13 protein-coding genes and 2 pseudogenes are annotated in these 17,318 nt (G+C 59.1%); 9 read left to right on the forward strand and 6 right to left on the reverse strand.

Annotated elements, in window-relative coordinates:
- The 8 genes and pseudogenes from AC1DH9_RS05155 to AC1DH9_RS05190 all read left to right on the forward strand — a co-directional run.
- Positions 1 to 1,219 (forward strand): annotated as a pseudogene (locus tag AC1DH9_RS05155) (AMP-binding protein); the annotation flags it as partial.
- A gap of 45 nt (positions 1,220 to 1,264) precedes the next feature.
- A pseudogene (locus tag AC1DH9_RS05160) lies at positions 1,265 to 2,413 on the forward strand (histidine decarboxylase); the annotation flags it as partial.
- Positions 2,414 to 2,449: 36 nt separating this feature from the next.
- Positions 2,450 to 2,773: an isochorismate lyase gene (locus tag AC1DH9_RS05165; protein ID WP_427537347.1), complete on the forward strand. Its 324-nt coding sequence runs from the start codon at positions 2,450 to 2,452 to the stop codon at positions 2,771 to 2,773.
- A 267-nt stretch (positions 2,774 to 3,040) separates the two neighbouring features.
- Entirely contained in the window at positions 3,041 to 3,391 is a 351-nt protein-coding gene (locus AC1DH9_RS05170; RefSeq protein WP_427537350.1) for a DUF4190 domain-containing protein, read from the forward strand.
- 15 nt (positions 3,392 to 3,406) lie between these two features.
- Complete coding sequence (locus AC1DH9_RS05175; protein WP_427537353.1) at positions 3,407 to 3,862, forward strand: DUF805 domain-containing protein; 456 nt, start codon at positions 3,407 to 3,409, stop codon at positions 3,860 to 3,862.
- Positions 3,863 to 4,137: 275 nt separating this feature from the next.
- Positions 4,138 to 5,391 (forward strand): multidrug efflux RND transporter periplasmic adaptor subunit MexE, encoded by a 1,254-nt coding sequence (gene mexE, locus AC1DH9_RS05180; protein WP_427537356.1) that lies wholly within the window; start codon positions 4,138 to 4,140, stop codon positions 5,389 to 5,391.
- A 15-nt stretch (positions 5,392 to 5,406) separates the two neighbouring features.
- Entirely contained in the window at positions 5,407 to 8,586 is a 3,180-nt protein-coding gene (locus tag AC1DH9_RS05185) for an efflux RND transporter permease subunit (protein ID WP_427528762.1), read from the forward strand.
- Positions 8,583 to 10,004, forward strand: coding sequence for an efflux transporter outer membrane subunit (locus AC1DH9_RS05190; protein WP_427537359.1), 1,422 nt, complete (start codon positions 8,583 to 8,585; stop codon positions 10,002 to 10,004). The genes AC1DH9_RS05185 and AC1DH9_RS05190 overlap by 4 nt, the downstream gene beginning before the upstream one ends.
- Before the next feature lie 119 nt (positions 10,005 to 10,123).
- Here the strand turns inward: AC1DH9_RS05190 and AC1DH9_RS05195 are convergent, their stop codons facing one another.
- From AC1DH9_RS05195 to AC1DH9_RS05205, 3 genes are read right to left on the reverse strand one after another with little or no spacing between them, the layout of a single operon-like run.
- Positions 10,124 to 11,089: an HlyD family secretion protein gene (locus AC1DH9_RS05195; RefSeq protein ID WP_427537362.1), complete on the reverse strand. Its 966-nt coding sequence runs from the start codon at positions 11,087 to 11,089 to the stop codon at positions 10,124 to 10,126.
- 4 nt (positions 11,090 to 11,093) lie between these two features.
- The gene (locus AC1DH9_RS05200; RefSeq protein ID WP_054597206.1) at positions 11,094 to 11,294 is read right to left on the reverse strand and encodes a DUF1656 domain-containing protein; all 201 of its coding nucleotides are present in this window, start codon (positions 11,292 to 11,294) and stop codon (positions 11,094 to 11,096) included.
- Positions 11,284 to 13,419, reverse strand: coding sequence for an FUSC family protein (locus AC1DH9_RS05205; protein WP_477807885.1), 2,136 nt, complete (start codon positions 13,417 to 13,419; stop codon positions 11,284 to 11,286). Before AC1DH9_RS05205 ends, AC1DH9_RS05200 begins: the two co-directional genes overlap by 11 nt.
- Positions 13,420 to 13,594: 175 nt before the next feature.
- Here AC1DH9_RS05205 and AC1DH9_RS05210 point away from each other — a divergent pair, with 175 nt between their 5' ends.
- The gene (locus AC1DH9_RS05210; protein ID WP_427537369.1) at positions 13,595 to 14,650 is read left to right on the forward strand and encodes a tetratricopeptide repeat protein; all 1,056 of its coding nucleotides are present in this window, start codon (positions 13,595 to 13,597) and stop codon (positions 14,648 to 14,650) included.
- Between the two features lie 368 nt (positions 14,651 to 15,018).
- Here AC1DH9_RS05210 and AC1DH9_RS05215 read toward each other — a convergent pair whose 3' ends face one another.
- The 3 genes from AC1DH9_RS05215 to AC1DH9_RS05225 all read right to left on the reverse strand — a co-directional run.
- Positions 15,019 to 15,396 carry a response regulator gene (locus AC1DH9_RS05215; RefSeq protein WP_054597203.1) on the reverse strand — a complete coding sequence of 126 codons (378 nt, stop codon included), beginning with the start codon at positions 15,394 to 15,396 and terminating at the stop codon, positions 15,019 to 15,021.
- 44 nt (positions 15,397 to 15,440) lie between these two features.
- Positions 15,441 to 16,655: a hybrid sensor histidine kinase/response regulator gene (locus AC1DH9_RS05220; RefSeq protein ID WP_427537373.1), complete on the reverse strand. Its 1,215-nt coding sequence runs from the start codon at positions 16,653 to 16,655 to the stop codon at positions 15,441 to 15,443.
- The coding region (locus AC1DH9_RS05225; RefSeq protein ID WP_477807886.1) for a CheR family methyltransferase at positions 16,645 to 17,318 on the reverse strand (674 nt) is incomplete at its 5' end. The genes AC1DH9_RS05225 and AC1DH9_RS05220, both read right to left, overlap by 11 nt.

Below are 17,318 nucleotides of genomic sequence, written 5' to 3' on the forward strand. Positions count from 1 at the left end.
CATCCCGCGCACCCATAACGACTATCACTACAACGCCCGGGCGAGTGCGCAAGTATGCGAGCTCACTGCACAAACACGCTTTCTCTGCGCCCTGCCTGCGGCGCACAACTTCTTGCTCAGCTCGCCCGGCGCCCTGGGCGTCCTGTACGCCGGCGGCACTGTCGTCATGGCTCCGAGCCCGGAGCCGTCGACGTGCTTTTCGATCATTCAGCGCCATGAAGTGAATACCGTGGCCCTGGTTCCAAGTGCAGTCGCCTTGTGGTTGCAGGCCGCGCCGGAGCACAAGGAGCAACTGCAATCGCTGGAACTCCTCCAGGTCGGTGGTGCCTGTTTCGCCGACTCGCTGGCACGCCAGGTTCCCGGAGTGCTCGGCTGCAAGTTGCAGCAGGTGTTCGGCATGGCCGAGGGCCTGATCAACTACACCCGCCTGAACGACCCTGACGAACAGATCTTCACCACCCAAGGCCGTCCGATCTGCCCGGATGACGAAATCAAAATCGTCGACGAACAAGGCATCCCCGTCCCGCACGGCGAGCCTGGCATGCTCGCCACTCGCGGCCCTTACACGTTCTGCGGGTATTACCGAAGCCCCGAGCAGAATGCCCAGGCGTTTGACCATGAGGGTTACTACTATTCCGGCGACCTCGTTGAACTCACACCGACAGGCGATTTGCGGGTCGTCGGCAGGGTCAAGGATCAGATCAACCGCGGTGGCGAAAAAGTCGCCTCGGAGGAAATCGAAAACCTCATCGTCCTCCACCCGGACGTGACCCACGCCGGCCTGGTGGCCATGCCCGACGACAGACTGGGGGAAAAGAGCTGCGCCTTCGTCGTCACCCGCAACCCCCATCTCAAACCGCCCGCCTTGAGACGCCACTTGATGGAACTCGGCATCGCCGAATACAAACTGCCCGATCGCATCCGGCTCATCGAGACCATGCCCCTGACGGCCGTCGGCAAGATCGACAAAAAGCAACTACGCCAACTCCTGGCGGCGGAAACCACCCGCGCCTGGCTACACACCCGCGTACTGCAACTTGTCGAGGACTGTGAAGACCTGGACCCGGAGGAAAACCTGATTTTCTACGGACTCGATTCCTTGCGGGTGATGAAGCTCGCTGCGGAGCTCAAAGAACGCGGCATCGCTGTGAGCTTCGAAGAGCTGGCGGCCTCGCCCACGCTCGCCAGTTGGTGGTCACTGGTGGACACAAGCAGGCTCGAGCGCTTCTGGCAGCACTGCGTGACGAATCAGTACTTCAATATCGGGTACCCCGAATCAGCAGACTTCGATTACTCCCAGTTGCATCGTTTCCTGCGCTTTTCGATCAACAACTGCGGGGATTGGAACGAGTACAGCAACTACCTGTTGAACTCATTCGACTTTGAAAAGGACGTCATGACGTACTTCTCCGAGCTGTTCAACATCGCGCTCGAAGACAGCTGGGGCTACGTCACCAACGGGGGGACCGAAGGCAACATGTTTGGCTGCTACCTGGGTCGTGAACTGTTCCCGAACAGTACCCTGTACTACTCGAAAGACACCCATTACTCCGTTGCGAAGATCGTCAAGTTGCTACGGATCAAATGCCGTGCAGTCGAGTCACTGGCCAATGGCGAGATCGACTACGACGACCTGCTGGCAAAAATAACCGCCGACCAGGAACGCCACCCGATCATCTTCGCCAACATCGGCACCACCCTGCGCGGAGCCGTCGACAATATCGCCACCATTCAACAGCGTCTGCTGCAGGCGGGCATTGCCCGTCATGACTACTACCTGCACGCAGACGCAGCGCTGAGCGGGATGATCCTGCCCTTCGTCGATCACCCGCAGCCCTTCTCGTTCGCCGATGGCATCGACTCGATCTGCGTTTCCGGCCACAAGATGATCGGTTCGCCCATTCCTTGCGGAATCGTCGTGGCCAAACGCAAGGACGTTGCGCGCATCTCGGTGGAAGTGGACTACATCCTGGCCCATGACAAGACCATCAGCGGCTCGCGCAATGGCCATACACCCTTGATGATGTGGGCGGCGCTACGCAGCCACTCGTTCGCTGACTGGCGCCAGCGTATCCACCACTGCCTGGAAAAAGCCCAGTATGCGGTGGATCGATTCCAGGCTGCAGGTATTGGTGCCTGGCGCAACGAGAACTCCATCACCGTAGTGTTTCCTTGTCCGTCGCAGAGGATTGCGAAGAAATATTGCCTGGCGGTATCTGGCGATACAGCGCACTTGATAACGACACCCCATCATCACGACAACGTAATGATCGACGCATTGATCGATGAGGTCATTACCGAGCTTGAGACGGATGCCTGGCGATTCGGGGGCGCGCATGTCAAACAAGTAGGGAATGAGCGACGACCTTCAAACTCCGTCAGGGAGATCTGCCCCCGATTCGACGTCATCTGAAATTGGCTATTTTCAACACACCTTGAGACAAGCACCATGTCGCCACTTAAAACACCTGAAGCCTGCGAAAACCTCAATGATATTCGGGCAGGCATCGATTTTTATGATCGCCAGATCCTTGAGTCCTTGAAACTACGCCTGGGATATGTAAAAGCCGCTGCGCAATTCAAAGCCAATGAACGGGCTATCCCCGCTCCAGAGCGGGTCGCGGCGATGCTCGAAGACCGTCGCGAGTGGGCAGTCGCCGCCGGGTTCGAAGTGGCCTTCGTCGAGAAACTCTACAAGCACATTATTCATTGGAATATCCAACAGCAGATTCTGCACTGGCAAGCAACTTATTCCGACCGAAATACGGCCTAAGCCATTGATGAGCGTATGACCAGGGATACGGTGTAGACGATTCAGAGTTTGTGGTTCTAAAAGGGCGCCAGAGAGGGGCGCCCTGCACTTTCAATGTTGCGTTCGCTGGCCGGCTTGTGACCGCRCCATCAAGGCAGCACCGGGATCCGGACAGACTCCGACAGCAGTGAGTAAACCCTACCGAAATTTATTTTAAATAATCCTAAAGTTTTTCCAGGCTTGGTCGATAATGAGGCGGGTATTTAGCATTAGACGTTAAGGAAAACGATGGCAATGGTCTTTTGTCGTGCGTGCGCCAAGGAAATTCACGAGACGGCCCCAACGTGCCCCCAATGCGGCGCGAGCCAACACGTTGCTATCGCTGCAACGAGTGACGTTGGTTCGCCGTGGCTGGCCATCCTCTCGTTAATATTGGGCATCCTCTGCGTACTCAGCCTGCTTGATGACTCTGAATGGGATAGAGATACCCTCATTGGACTGGGAGCTCTCTCCGTCACAGGTCTCATTTGCGGCATCATCAGCATTAACCAAAAAAAATCCGGAAATAACCTGGCGATCGCCGGTGTCGTCTTATCGGCCATTGCGACGTTTATTTTTGTTGGACTGTCGTTTGATTAATTTTAGGGAAAAAATATGAGCATGGTTTTTTGTCGTGGTTGCGCCAAGGAAATTCACAGCACTGCTACGACCTGCCCACAATGTGGCGCACCTCAGGCGTTCCAGCCAACACGTGCAGCGTCAAACGCTGTACCAGAAACCGGCAATCCGTACCTTGAAGTGCTCAAGAAATATGCCGAGTTTAAAGGCCGCGCCAGCCGCCGCGAATACTGGATGTTTATTCTGATCAACCTCGGGATCTCTTTAGGGCTTATCGTTATTGAGGCCTTGCTGGGTGGCAAAGGGTACATTTACAACCTTTATAGCCTTGCCGTGTTTCTGCCTGGTCTGGCGGCAGCTGTTCGCCGGATGCACGACACTAACCGCAGTGGCTGGTGGATCTTGCTGCCTATCGTGAACATTGTCTTCATGGTCCAGGACAGCCAGCCTGGCGACAACCGTTTCGGGCCGAACCCAAAAGGGATCAACTGAACCTGGTTCACAAGACGCTTATCGAGACGGCCGCAATGGCCGTCTCTTTGCTTATACCAGTTGACCCGCCTGACAATCCGTCCGATCTTTGCACTCCCCGCAACACTGAATTGCGTTTGAGCCAATTGATAGCCACCTAACAAAAACCCCATGCTAGAGGGCTTACTTCGCGCTTATATCATTCCGAATGATAGTTACCTTTGCCTCATTCGATTCGTTTGATACAGCCCCGCCAAGCATTATCCGCCCATCTCAATACAGTGGCGGATGCATCCATGGAACAGTCATTCAAACATTTGCGCTTCCCCTTGGCCGTTTTGGCCTTGATGGTGATGAGCGCTTGCGGCAAGACCCCGGGCACCGCTGCCGCCATGCCTGCGGCCAAAGTCAGCGTGGCCAAGGTGCTGGAACAACCGGTCAACGAATGGGACGATTTCACCGGCCGCCTCGAAGCACCGGAAACCGTCGAGATTCGTCCTCGAGTGTCAGGCCAGATCGACGAAGTCGCATTCACCGAAGGCGCCCTTGTGAAAAAGGGCGATTTGCTGTTCCAGATCGACCCTCGCCCGTTCCAGGCCGAAGTCCGCCGTCTTGAAGCCCTGGTTGCCCAGGGCCGAGCCAATGCTACCCGCAGCGAAAATGAAGCCCAACGCGGTGAACGCCTGCGCGCCAGCAATGCGATTTCTGCAGAATTGGCCGACTCGCGCAGCAGCGCCGCCCAAGAAGCCCGAGCCGCTGTCGGCGCCCTCCAGGCGCAATTGGACCTGGCCAAACTGAACCTCAGTTTCACCCGCGTCACCGCACCGATCAGCGGCCGCGTCAGCCGTGCGGAAATCACCGCCGGCAACCTGGTCACCGCGGATGTCACTCCGCTGACCAGTGTGGTCTCCACTGACAAGATTTACGCCTACTTCGACGCCGATGAGCGTGTGTACCTCAAGTACACCCAGCTCGCCCGCCAGGGCCAACGCGGTCAAACCACACCGGTTTACCTTGGCCTGTCCAATGAAGAAGGCAACCCACACCTGGGCCAGATGAACTTCGTCGACAACCAGGTCAACCCGAAAACCGGCACCATCCGTGGTCGTGCCGTATTTGACAACAGCAAGGGCGAATACACCCCCGGCCTCTACGCTCGCCTGAAACTGGTGGGCAGCGGGACCTATTCCGCCGTGCTGATCAACGACGAAGCCGTCGGCACCGACCTGGGTAAAAAGTTTGTACTGGTGATGGACGCCGACAACAAGTCGGCTTATCGCGCCGTCGAACTGGGCCCGAAGATCGAAGGTTTGCGCATTGTGCGCAGCGGCCTGAACAAGGACGACACGATCATCGTCAAGGGCTTGCAACGGGTACGTCCGGGTTCCCCGGTGACACCTGAAGTGATCCCGATGGCCAGCCAGGAAACCCTCGCGGCCCTCGCTCAACAACGCCAAGCGCTTGAAGCCAGCAACCTGCCCCAAGTCGCACCTGCCAAGGTTGCGCCGGGTACGGCTGTGAAACTCGCCGCTGCGACTCCACGCGGTTAAGGGACGACAACTCCGATGAATTTTTCCCAATTCTTCATTTCACGGCCGATCTTCGCAGCGGTGCTCTCGCTGCTGATCCTGATCGCCGGCAGCATCTCGCTGTTCCAGCTACCGATCAGCGAATACCCGGAAGTCGTGCCACCGACCGTGGTGGTTCGCGCCAACTTCCCGGGTGCCAACCCTAAAGTCATCGGTGAAACCGTGGCCGCTCCGCTGGAGCAAGCCATCACCGGCGTCGAGAACATGCTGTACATGTCCTCGCAGTCCACCGCTGACGGCAAGATCACCCTGACCATCACCTTTGCGCTGGGCACCGACCTGGACAACGCTCAGGTACAGGTACAGAACCGCGTCACCCGCTCCGAGCCCAAGCTGCCCGCAGAAGTGACCCGGATCGGTATCACGGTGGACAAGGCCTCGCCCGACCTGACCATGGTTGTGCACTTGACCTCGCCGGACAAGCGCTACGACATGCTCTACCTGTCCAACTACGCCCTGCTCAACATCAAGGATGAGCTGGCGCGGCTGGGCGGCGTCGGTGACGTGCAACTGTTCGGCATGGGCGACTACTCGCTGCGGGTCTGGCTCGATCCGAACAAGACCGCTTCGCGCAACCTGACCGCGACCGATGTGGTCAACGCGATTCGCGAACAGAACCGTCAGGTCGCCGCCGGTGCCCTGGGTGCGCCGCCTGCGCCGAACGCCACCGCGTTCCAGCTCTCGGTCAACACCCAAGGTCGCCTGGTCTCCGAGGAAGAGTTCGAGAACATCATTATTCGCTCTGGCGAAAACGGTGAAATCACTCGCCTCAAGGACATTGCTCGCGTCGAACTCGGTTCCAGTCAGTACGCCTTGCGCTCCCTGCTGAATAACCAGCCGGCTGTGGCCATCCCAATCTTCCAGCGTCCGGGTTCCAACGCTATCGAGATCTCCAACGAAGTGCGTGCCAAAATGGCCGAGCTGAAGAAGAGCTTCCCCGAAGGCATGGACTTCAGCATCGTGTATGACCCGACGATTTTCGTTCGCGGTTCCATCGAAGCGGTGGTGCACACGTTGTTCGAAGCACTGATTCTGGTGGTGCTGGTGGTGATCCTGTTCCTGCAAACCTGGCGCGCCTCGATCATTCCGTTGGTGGCAGTCCCGGTATCGCTGATCGGTACGTTCGCCGTGATGCACCTGTTCGGCTTCTCGCTGAACGCGTTGTCATTGTTCGGATTGGTATTGGCCATCGGTATCGTGGTCGACGATGCGATTGTGGTGGTGGAAAACGTCGAACGGAATATCGGCCTCGGGCTGACACCGGTCGAAGCGACCAAGCGCGCCATGCGTGAAGTAACCGGACCGATCATCGCCACCGCGCTGGTGCTGTGTGCCGTGTTTATCCCGGCGGCCTTCATCTCCGGGTTGACCGGGCAGTTCTACAAGCAGTTCGCCTTGACCATTGCGATCTCCACGGTGATCTCGGCCTTCAACTCGCTGACCCTGTCGCCAGCGTTGGCGGCCGTATTGCTCAAGAGCCATGACGCCCCGAAGGACCGCTTCTCGAAAGTCCTCGACGGGATCTTCGGTGGCTGGCTGTTCCGCCCGTTCAACCGTTTCTTTGATCGTGCCAGCCATGGTTATGTCGGCACTGTAGGTCGTGTGATCCGCAGCAGCGGTATCGCCCTGCTGCTGTACGCCGGCCTGATGGCGCTGACGTTCCTCGGTTTCTCGAACACGCCAACCGGTTTCGTGCCGGGCCAGGACAAGCAATACCTGGTGGCCTTCGCCCAACTGCCGGACGCAGCGAGCCTGGACCGCACCGAAGATGTGATCAAGCGCATGTCCGACCTGGCCCTTAAACAGCCTGGCGTGGAAAGCGCGGTGGCCTTCCCTGGCCTGTCGATCAACGGCTTCACCAACAGCCCTAACGCCGGCATCGTGTTCGTCACCCTGAAACCGTTCGACCAACGCAAAGACCCAAGCCAATCGGCTGGTGCCATTGCCGGTGCCTTGAACGGCCAGTACGCCGGGATTCAGGAAGCCTACATGGCGATCTTCCCGCCGCCGCCGGTACAAGGCCTGGGCACCATCGGTGGTTTCCGCCTGCAGATCGAAGACCGGGGCAACCTGGGGTATGACGAGCTGTACAAAGAAACCATGAACATTATTGCCAAGAGCCGCAGCGTGCCGGAACTGGCCGGGCTGTTCACCAGCTACACCGTGAACGTGCCACAGGTCGATGCCGCCATCGACCGTGAAAAAGCCAAGACCCACGGCGTGGCCGTCAGCGACATCTTCGATACCCTGCAGATCTACCTGGGCTCGTTGTATGCCAACGACTTCAACCGCTTCGGTCGCACCTATCAGGTCAACGTTCAGGCCGAGCAGCAGTTCCGCCTCGAACCGGATCAGATCGGCCAGCTGAAAGTGCGTAATAACAAAGGCGAGATGATCCCGCTGGCGACCTTCATCAAGGTCAGCGACACCTCGGGGCCGGACCGCGTGATGCACTACAACGGCTTTATCACCGCTGAAATCAACGGTGCCGCAGCCCCTGGCTACAGCTCCGGCCAAGCGCAACAGGCCATCGAAAAACTGCTCAAGGACGAACTGCCTAACGGCATGACCTACGAGTGGACCGACCTGACCTACCAGCAGATTCTGTCTGGCAACACCGCGCTGTTCGTGTTCCCGCTCTGCGTACTGCTGGCGTTCCTGGTATTGGCGGCGCAGTACGAGAGCTGGAGCCTGCCACTGGCGGTGATCCTGATCGTCCCGATGACCCTGCTGTCGGCGATTACCGGGGTGATTCTCTCCGGTGGCGATAACAACATCTTCACCCAGATCGGCTTGATAGTACTCGTGGGACTGGCCTGCAAGAACGCGATCCTGATCGTCGAGTTCGCCAAGGACAAGCAAGAGGAAGGCCTGGACCCGCTCAGCGCGGTACTGGAAGCCTGCCGTCTGCGTCTGCGGCCGATCCTGATGACCTCTTTCGCCTTCATCATGGGCGTGGTGCCTCTGGTGTTCTCCAGCGGTGCCGGTGCAGAAATGCGTCACGCCATGGGTGTGGCGGTGTTCTCCGGGATGCTCGGGGTGACCTTCTTCGGTCTGTTGCTGACGCCGGTGTTCTACGTATTGATCCGTCGTTTTGTGGAGCGCAGCGATGCCCGCAAAGCGGCCAAGGCCCTGAAACTGGAGGCGCAACAATGAGCCTGAAAGCCTTCCTGCCGAGCTTGCTGGTACTGGCCCTGAGCGCCTGTGCCGTCGGCCCGGACTACAAGACCCCGGCAACGGAGGCGGCCAACATCACGGCCGCCACCGACGGCGCCAACGGCCAGAAGAACTTCGACCGCGCACGCTTTGAAGGTGTCTGGTGGCAGCAGTTCGACGATCCAATCCTCAATCAATTGGTGACCCAGTCGTTGCAGGGCAACCGTGATCTGCGAGTGGCGTATGCCCGCTTGAAGGCGTCTCGTGCGTTTCGCGATGACGCAGTCACCCAGACCACACCCAACGTCACCAGCCGCGCCAGCAGCGATTTGGCCAAGGGCCAGATTCCCGGCCAGACCACTCAGCGCGTCAACAGCGAGCGCTATGACCTGGGCCTGGACATGGCCTGGGAAGTCGACCTGTTCGGGCGCATCCAGCGCAACCTGGAAGCCGCTGATGCCGATCAGCAAGTGGCCGAAGCCGACCTGCACCAACTGCAAGTCAGCATGATTGCCGAACTGGTGGACGCTTACGGTCAACTGCGCGGTGCGCAACTGCGGGAAAAAATCGCGCTGGCCAACCTGCAGAACCAGCAAGAGTCGAGCAAGATCACCGTGAGCCTGCGTGATGCCGGTGTCGGCGATCAGCTCGATGTGGTTCGCGCCGATGCCCGCCTCGCCTCCGTCGAAGCCAGCGTGCCACAGCTGCAAGAGGTACAGGTACGCCAACGCAACCGCATCGCCACCCTGCTGGGTGAGCGGCCAGACAAACTGACCGTCGACCTCAGCCCGGCCAACTTGCCGGCGATTGCCAAGGCCTTGCCGATTGGTGATCCGGGTGAGCTGCTGCAACGCCGTCCGGATATCCGCAGTGCCGAGCGTAAACTGGCTGCCGCCACTGCGCGAATCGGTGTGGCCAAGGCCGATCTGTTCCCACGGGTCAGCCTCAGTGGCTTCCTCGGCTTCACCGCCGGGCGCGGCTCGCAGATCGGCTCCTCGGCAGCCAGCGCCTGGGCGCTCAGCCCAAGCATTACCTGGGCCGCTTTCGACCTGGGCAGCGTGCGCGCTCGCTTGCGGGCAGCCGATGCTAACGCCGAAGGCGCCCTGGCGACCTACGAGCAGCAAGTGTTGTTAGCGCTGGAAGAATCGGAGAACGCCTTCTCCGATTACGGTAAACGCCAGCAACGCCTGATCTCGCTGATTCGCCAAAGCGAATCGAGCCGCGCTGCCGCCGACCTCGCGCAAATTCGCTACCGCGAAGGCACCGTGGATTTCCTGGTGCTGCTCGACGCGCAACGTGAGCGCCTGGCCGCCGAGGACTCCCAGGCCCAGGCCGAGGTTGATCTTTACCGTGGCATCGTCGCCATCTACAAGGCCCTCGGCGGTGGCTGGCAACCCGAGACAGTCGCCAGCAGGTAACCCCTTTCAAGAGCTCCTTTGGTTGGCCGCAACCAACCAATTTCTTTGCCCCGCGCCTCATTCGGTCGCGGGGCTTTTTTTTGCCTGCAAACAGGGGTGACTCCCCACACTCTCCCGTGTTAGCGGTGATCGTCGGATTTGCGGGTTTCCTGGACAGTCACCGTAGCCGTGGTCCCGGCGCGCAGCGTGTTTTTGCCGGCGTAGTCGGCGTCGATCTGAATCCGTACCGGCACCCGTTGCGCCAGTTTGACCCAGGTGTAGCTTGGGTTGATGTTGGCCAGCAAACGGCCGCCGGGCAGGTTCTCCCGGTCGGCAATGGCGAAAGCGATGCTTTGCACGGTGCCGCCAAAATGTTCGCCACTCATCAAGTCGATATCGACCCGGTCACCCTCCGCGATTCGCGGCAGTTTGGTTTCTTCGAAGTAGCCGCTGATATAAAACGAGTCGCTGTCCACCAGCGCCACCAGCGGACCGCCCGCGGTCGCGTAATCGCCCTGCCGCGTCAGCAGATTGGTGACATAGCCACTGACCGGCGATTCGACCCGGGTGCGCTCCAGATCGTGTTCAGCCTCGGCCAATGCGGCGATGGCCAGTTGCACATTGGCCTGGGCAAACCCCAGGTTGGCCTGGCTGCGCAGCAAATCGGCCTGGGCCACCGACACCTCGGTACTGGATTTTTCCCACTCTTCGCCAGAGACCGCCATGCGTTCCTTGAGGGTCCGTCGACGCTGCTCCTCGCTTTGACGCTGCTTGAGCAGCGCCTGGCTGGCAACGATGGTGGCTTGCGATTGCCCCAGTGAGGCCTTCGCCACTTCCACCGAACGCTTGGCATGTTCCACCGCCAGGGTGTAACGCGAGGGATCGATTTCCAACAGCAGCTGCCCCTTCTCCACATGCTGGTTATCCTGCACGCCGAGGCGCACGATGCGTCCTGCAACATCGGCGGACAAGGTCACCACATCGGCACGCACCCGTGCGTCCCGGGTCCAGGGTGCGCGGGTGTAATGCTCCCAGGCAAACCAGCCGAGCACAAAAGCCAGCACGACCACTGCCAGTGTCGAGAGTTGGGCAAGGATCTTCTTCAAGGCATCAGGCTCCCATCGCCAGTATCAACATCGCGCACACGCAGGCGTACAACGCGCCTTCGAACAAGGCTTCATGCCAGACGAATTGCAATACACCGAGGCGCCGCAGGAACCAGTCCAGCACCAGGAAAATCGGCAAGCCCAGCAGCAGCGCCTGGGCAATCGGTGGCAGATAGACGCCGCCTATTTCCAGATCAATGGTCAAGCGCAGGTACTCCTTGCAAGGTGACAGGCTCAAAGTGGCCACGGTGGCGCTCCAGGAACGACACCACGATCAACAACGCCACACGCATGCGAAACACTGACCACAGGTGTTCATGGACGCTGCAGTGCAGCGCGTCCAGCTCATCGCCCAAGCCGTGCAGGCTGTCGAGCACACGATCCACTTCGATGTTCGGCCGACCGGCGACCAGCCGCCCGACTTCCCGAACGGTGGCGAACAACCGGGTTTGCGTCTGCGGGCTCAGTAGCACGTTGTTCTGCCCCTGCTGCCTGAGCTGGTTCAAGGCAATACCCAGGGCCAGACAGCCGAGGCTGACCTCGAACAGGTCGCGCGCCGGCTTGTCCTGGATGGCTGGCAACAGCCCCAGCATCGTGGTCAGACGGTCGACCAGACGACTCTCGAAGGCAAACTGGTTTTCATCGGTGGCCGGTTTTTTCAGCAAGGCATAGACCTGCTCGCAATTTTCCTGGTGCAGCCGGCGAATACGCAGAACGGGCCTGAAGGGAAAGATCAAGGCATACACACTCAACGCCAGCACGGYGGCGCAGGTGTAAGCGCCAGCAAATTCAAACCACTGGATCGCGGTGTTCTGCCCCAACCCGATGTTCTGCGGGCCCAATAACAGAAACGTCGACAATCCCAGCCCGATCCCCGTCCCCGTGGTTGACGGGCTGGACAACCCCACCGCAACGGCATACAGCAATGGCGCCAGCAACAGGGCCAACAGCTCGAAGCTACTGATCATCGGCACCAGCGCAAACTCAAGCACCGCCGACACCACCAGCGCCAGCCCCAGGCCCCGGGCATAACTCTGGGCAGCCAACAACGGGCGGGGAAACGTCGCCATCAACGAGCAGAGGATCCCCGCCACAATCATCCCGCCCCGGGCGCCGTCCCAACCGGTTTCGATCCATATCAGGCCAGCCACCATCAATGCGCAGAACGCACGGATGGCGTTCATCGTCGCCAGGGTGAAATCCAGGTGCAGCGGATTGGCCTGACCGCGAAACACGCTACTGGCCTTGCGTCCGCTCTGGATCGCGTCGCTCAACTCCAGAATCGTTTCAAGCTGCTGCAGCATTCGCGCCTGTTCCCAGCGCAGTGACCATGACAGAGAGCGCAAGGTGGCCTTCAAGGGCTCGGTCAGTTGCTCCGAACGGTAGGCCAGTGCATCGAAACGCTGTTGCAACGCCGCAAACTGGTGCCGTTTCTCGCTGGACAGCGCACGCCCCTGCCGGGCCAACTCATCGAGAAAGGTCAGCTCTTCGTTCAGCAAATGCTGGATTTCGGCAGGGATCTCGCCTTCCCAGCGTTCGAGCAACAGCTCGCGCTGATGGCGCAATGCGGTGAGCCGCGCGGTCAGCAACAGCAGTTGATTGCCAAGCAATTGCACCAGGTCGTCGGCACTGCGCAAACGCGGCGCGTCGTAATACAAATGCCGGCGTACGCCCTCCAGCGCGCTGATCTGCCCAAGCAGCTGCATTTGCCGACGGTGGAAGTCTTCCTCGCTTTCCTCGGTCCGAATGACCGCGCTGGCATGGGTTGCCAGCAGCTTGATCACCTGATCGATCCTGGCAAAGTAATCCTTGGCCACAGCCTCCGGACGCGCGGTCAGCAGGCTGACGACACAGACACAGGCAACCGCCAGCAACGTCTCGGTCACGCGAGTCACGGCCAACAGGAAGGTGCCCTCCAGATCAGGCACTGCCAACAGCCCCACCACTACTGCCGTATAGCCGCTGAGCACAAATGCCTGGGAACTGGTGTAGCGCAACAAGGTGCCACCGGCGGTGCACAGCGCCAGCCACAGGGACAACGTCATTACGAAAGGCACCGGCGCCTGGGGGAAGATCGCCATGATCACCACGGCCACGGCCGCGCCGAGCGTAGTGCCGATGACCTGGCCAAAACTGCGGGCAAGCGCCATCCCGGCCAGGGGCTGGCTGACGATGACCACGGCCATGATCGACCATTTGGGCTGATCGAGGTCAAAAAGAAAGGCCAGGTACAGTGTCAGCAACCCGGCGGTGATCGTTCTCAAGGCAAACAGCAACACCCCGGGACCGGGGTGGAGGATCGCCTTGAAGTACTGCAGCAACGCTTGCATGGCAACGCTCGTCGAGTCATCTCCAGCAAGCGTAGTCACTGCGACGACACGTGAGAGGTTTCAGCTCGACATGTACCGATCAAGTATGGTTTTAACCATGTCCCGGGTTTGACTCGCAGCGCCAGCTGACCGATGCTGGCAGCTTTGCAAACACTGTCAGATTCCGGATTCCTGCATGCCCATGCCTCGCCGCTACCTGTACATCAGCCTGCTGGTCCTGTTTGCCGTCGGCATTGCCTGGTTTTCTCTGCGCAGTACCACGCCAGAGGTGCCTCCTGCGGTCAAGCAGGGCTATCACGACGCCATGGAAAAGGCCCGTAACGGCCAACCTGGTGCGGCGCGAGTGCTCTACCAGCAACTGGCACGTCCGGACTTGTCGGATACGCGCCGTGTCCTGTTGCATGCCGAACTGGCGAATTACCCGAGCCCGCAGGCACTGAAACTGGCAGACGCCGACCTGCAAAGCCCTGTGGCCGAGGTTCGCCAGGCGGCGATCAAAAGCATCGTCGGGCTGGTGCCCAATGGCCAACGCAGCCTGTTACTCGGGCCATTGCTCGACGACCACGAGCAAGCCGTGCGTTTTGCCACCGCGAACGCGTTGCTGGGGCTTTCGCCGGATGATCTGGGGTTGTACTTCGGCCCTTTGCAGCAGGTCATCGACGAGTATGAGCACTCGCTTAACAGTCAGCCCGAAAGCGCCGAGACCCAATACCAACTGGCTCGCCTGCACCTGCACAACGCCCAATTGAAAGAAGCCCAACAAGCGCTCGATCAGACCTTGCGCCTGGACCCGGGCAACTTGCCGGCGCTGGTGATGCAGATCGAGGTCCTGGATAAACAGGGCCAGGCCGATGCAGCCCAACAAATGCTGGCCAGACAGTTGCAGGCCCAACCCGACTCCGCCTACCTGCAACATGCCTTGGGGCTTTGGCTGCTGCATCACGGGCAAAGCGAGTTTGCCTTGCTCGGCCTTTCAAAAGCAGTGGAGCTTGCGCCCGACAACAGGGAATACCGCTACGACCTGGCAACCACCTTGCACGGCCAGGAAGAACTGGAAGCCGCGCAAAAGCAGCTTCAGGAAATCGTTCAGCGCCACCCGGCCGACCGCAAGGCGCGGGTAACGTTGATCAACTACTGGAAGGAAAGTGGCCAGCTGCAGAACGTTCAGGTGCTGCTGGCACAACTTGAGCAGATGAATCCGGATGATCCGGCGTTGCAGCAGGGACTCTAAAAGACCACCAGGTTCGATAGATGCGCGTGGGAACGATCAAACAGCCAATTACAGTGCCGCCCCCCGTAGCAGCTGTCGAGCCCGCGAGGCTGCGTTCGAGGACGCAGTCCTCGCCAATCCGGTGAACGCTGTTTTCCTGAACGAACATGTTGCTTGATATTACGACTGCTTCGCCGCCGAACGCAGCCTCGCAGGCTCGGCAGCTGCTACGACGGGTGTTTAAGCTTGCCTACGCGGTGAATCGTGCACTGGATATCCTCGATACACCTGAACCAGCGTAGGAGCTGGCGTAGCCTGCGATCTTTGATCCCGGAAAGATCGTCCGAACGCGGCCCGAGCCTTCGGCAGCTCGGAGGATTGCGTGGGGCTTACGAAAGCATTTCGTGCATCAAGACCTGCAACTCGTCGAGATCGAACGGCTTGGCCAGGATCGGCGCCTTTTGCGCGATCGGGCTGCCGGACTCACGAATTTCCTGCGGGTAACCGCTGATGAAAATCACCTTGAGTTCAGGTCGCAACTTCACAGCAGGTTCCGCAATCTGTACGCCGGAGATGCCACCGGGCAGACGGTAATCGGTGATCATCATATCCAGGTGCGGTTTGCTCGCGAGAATTTCGAAAGCCTGCTCGCCATCTACAGCCTGCAAAACCCGATAGCCCTCACCCGATAGATAGGCGACCAGTACCATCAGGATCGAGGGGTCATCTTCAACGATCAATACGACGTCTTGTGCATCTTCACTCATGGGAAGCCTTTGTTCGGTCAATAGCTGCTGATACGACCCTTCGGTCACGCAGAGGTTGCGTTGCTTTGTCTGTTTTCCTGCAGCGGTAGGCAAACACGAAATAACGAACCTTGATTAATCTTGCTCTCAACGGTGATGGATCCGCCATGGGCGGCGACGATTTGCTCGGAAATAAATAGCCCTAAACCCAGCCCGGCCACCACGGTTTTCGCCGACACACGCTCGAACTGCTGAAAAATACGTTTCTGGTTTTCCTCACTGATGCCAATCCCCTGGTCCCTGATCTCCATCCGCGCTTCGCCGTCCTGGCTGTACACGCGCACCTCGATCGGACGCTTGGCACCGTAACGCAGCGCGTTGGTCAGCAGGTTGGACACCACCTGTTCGATGCGAAACTCATCCCAATTGCCTTCCACCGGTTGCGGCGCGAAAAACGTTACCGACGACTCGGCAGACTCCACCTGCGGTGCAAAATTCTGCAACAGGTTACCCGTCAACTGTGCCAGGTCAAAACGACTGGGGCGAATGGACAGCTTGCCGGTGCGAATCCGCGACACATCGAGCATGTCCTCGATCAAGCGAATCAGGCTCTTGATCTGCCGCTCATCGCGATCGACCATCGCGTGCATCTTGTCCAGGGTAAACGCCGCAGCATTGTCCCGGGCCAGGTGCATCTTGCGCAGTTGGGTTTCAAGGATCAGCCCGTTCAACGGTGTACGGACTTCGTGAGCGACGATCGACATGAAGTCATCGCGCATGCGCACGGCCTGCTCCAGTTCGTTCTGCGTGACCTGCAATTGCTTGAGTAACGCCTCCTGCTCACAACGGCTTTGCTCCAGGGCGTCGACCTGCAGCTTCATCGCCTTGCGCTGCCGGTACAGGTCGACAAACACGTTGACCTTGCTTTTCACCGCGTGGATATCCAGCGGTTTATGCAAAAAGTCTACCGCACCACTTTCGTACCCCTTGAACGCGTAATTGCTCTCGCGCCCTGCAGCACTGACAAAAATTATCGGAATGCTCCGGGTCTTCTCGGTACCACGCATCAATTCGGCCAGTTCGAAGCCGTTCATGCCAGGCATCTGCACATCGAGGATGGCGATGGCGAACTCGTGTTGCAGCAGTAATGACAAGGCTTCGTCCGCGGATAGCGCCTTGTACACCGTACGGTTTTCACGGGCGATCAGCGCTTCGAGCGCCAGCAGGTTCTCTGGCAGATCGTCGACGATCAGCAATTTGGCCTGGATATTACTCAGCATGCTTGCGGTAGATCCGTTCTTGTTTGACCAAAGGTTCGAACTGCTTGCCATAAGTCGAGAAGTCCAGGGTTTCCTTGCCGCCCAGCACCAGGAAACCACGATGACACAGCGACTCATGAAACAGCCCGAAGGCGCGATCCTGTAATTTTTTATTGAAATAAATCAATACATTACGACATGAAATTAATTGAGTTTCTGAAAAGACACTGTCAGTCGCCAAGCTGTGATCGGCAAAGGTCACGTTCTCGCACAGGGTCTTGTCGAAAATCGCGTGGTCATACGCTGCCGTATAGTAGTCGGCGAACGAGCACTGACCACCGGCCTGCTGGTAGTTATGGGTGTAGGCGCGGATGTTCGCCAGCGAGAAAATCCCCTGCTTGGCCTTTTCCAGCGAGCGTGGGTTGATGTCAGTGGCGTAAATGATGGTGCGCTCCAGCAAGCCTTCTTCGCGCAGCAGAATAGCCATCGAATAGACCTCTTCGCCCGTGCTGCACCCGGCAATCCAGACCTTGATCGAAGGATAGGTCTTGAGCAGCGGCACCACTTCCTGACGAATGGCCTGGAAGTGCGCCGGGTCGCGAAACATCTCGCTGACCGGAATCGTCAGCAACTGCAGCAACTGCATGAACGCCGTCGGGTCGTGCAGCACCCGCTCCTGTAGCG

The organism is Pseudomonas sp. 05T35 (assembly GCF_056396605.1).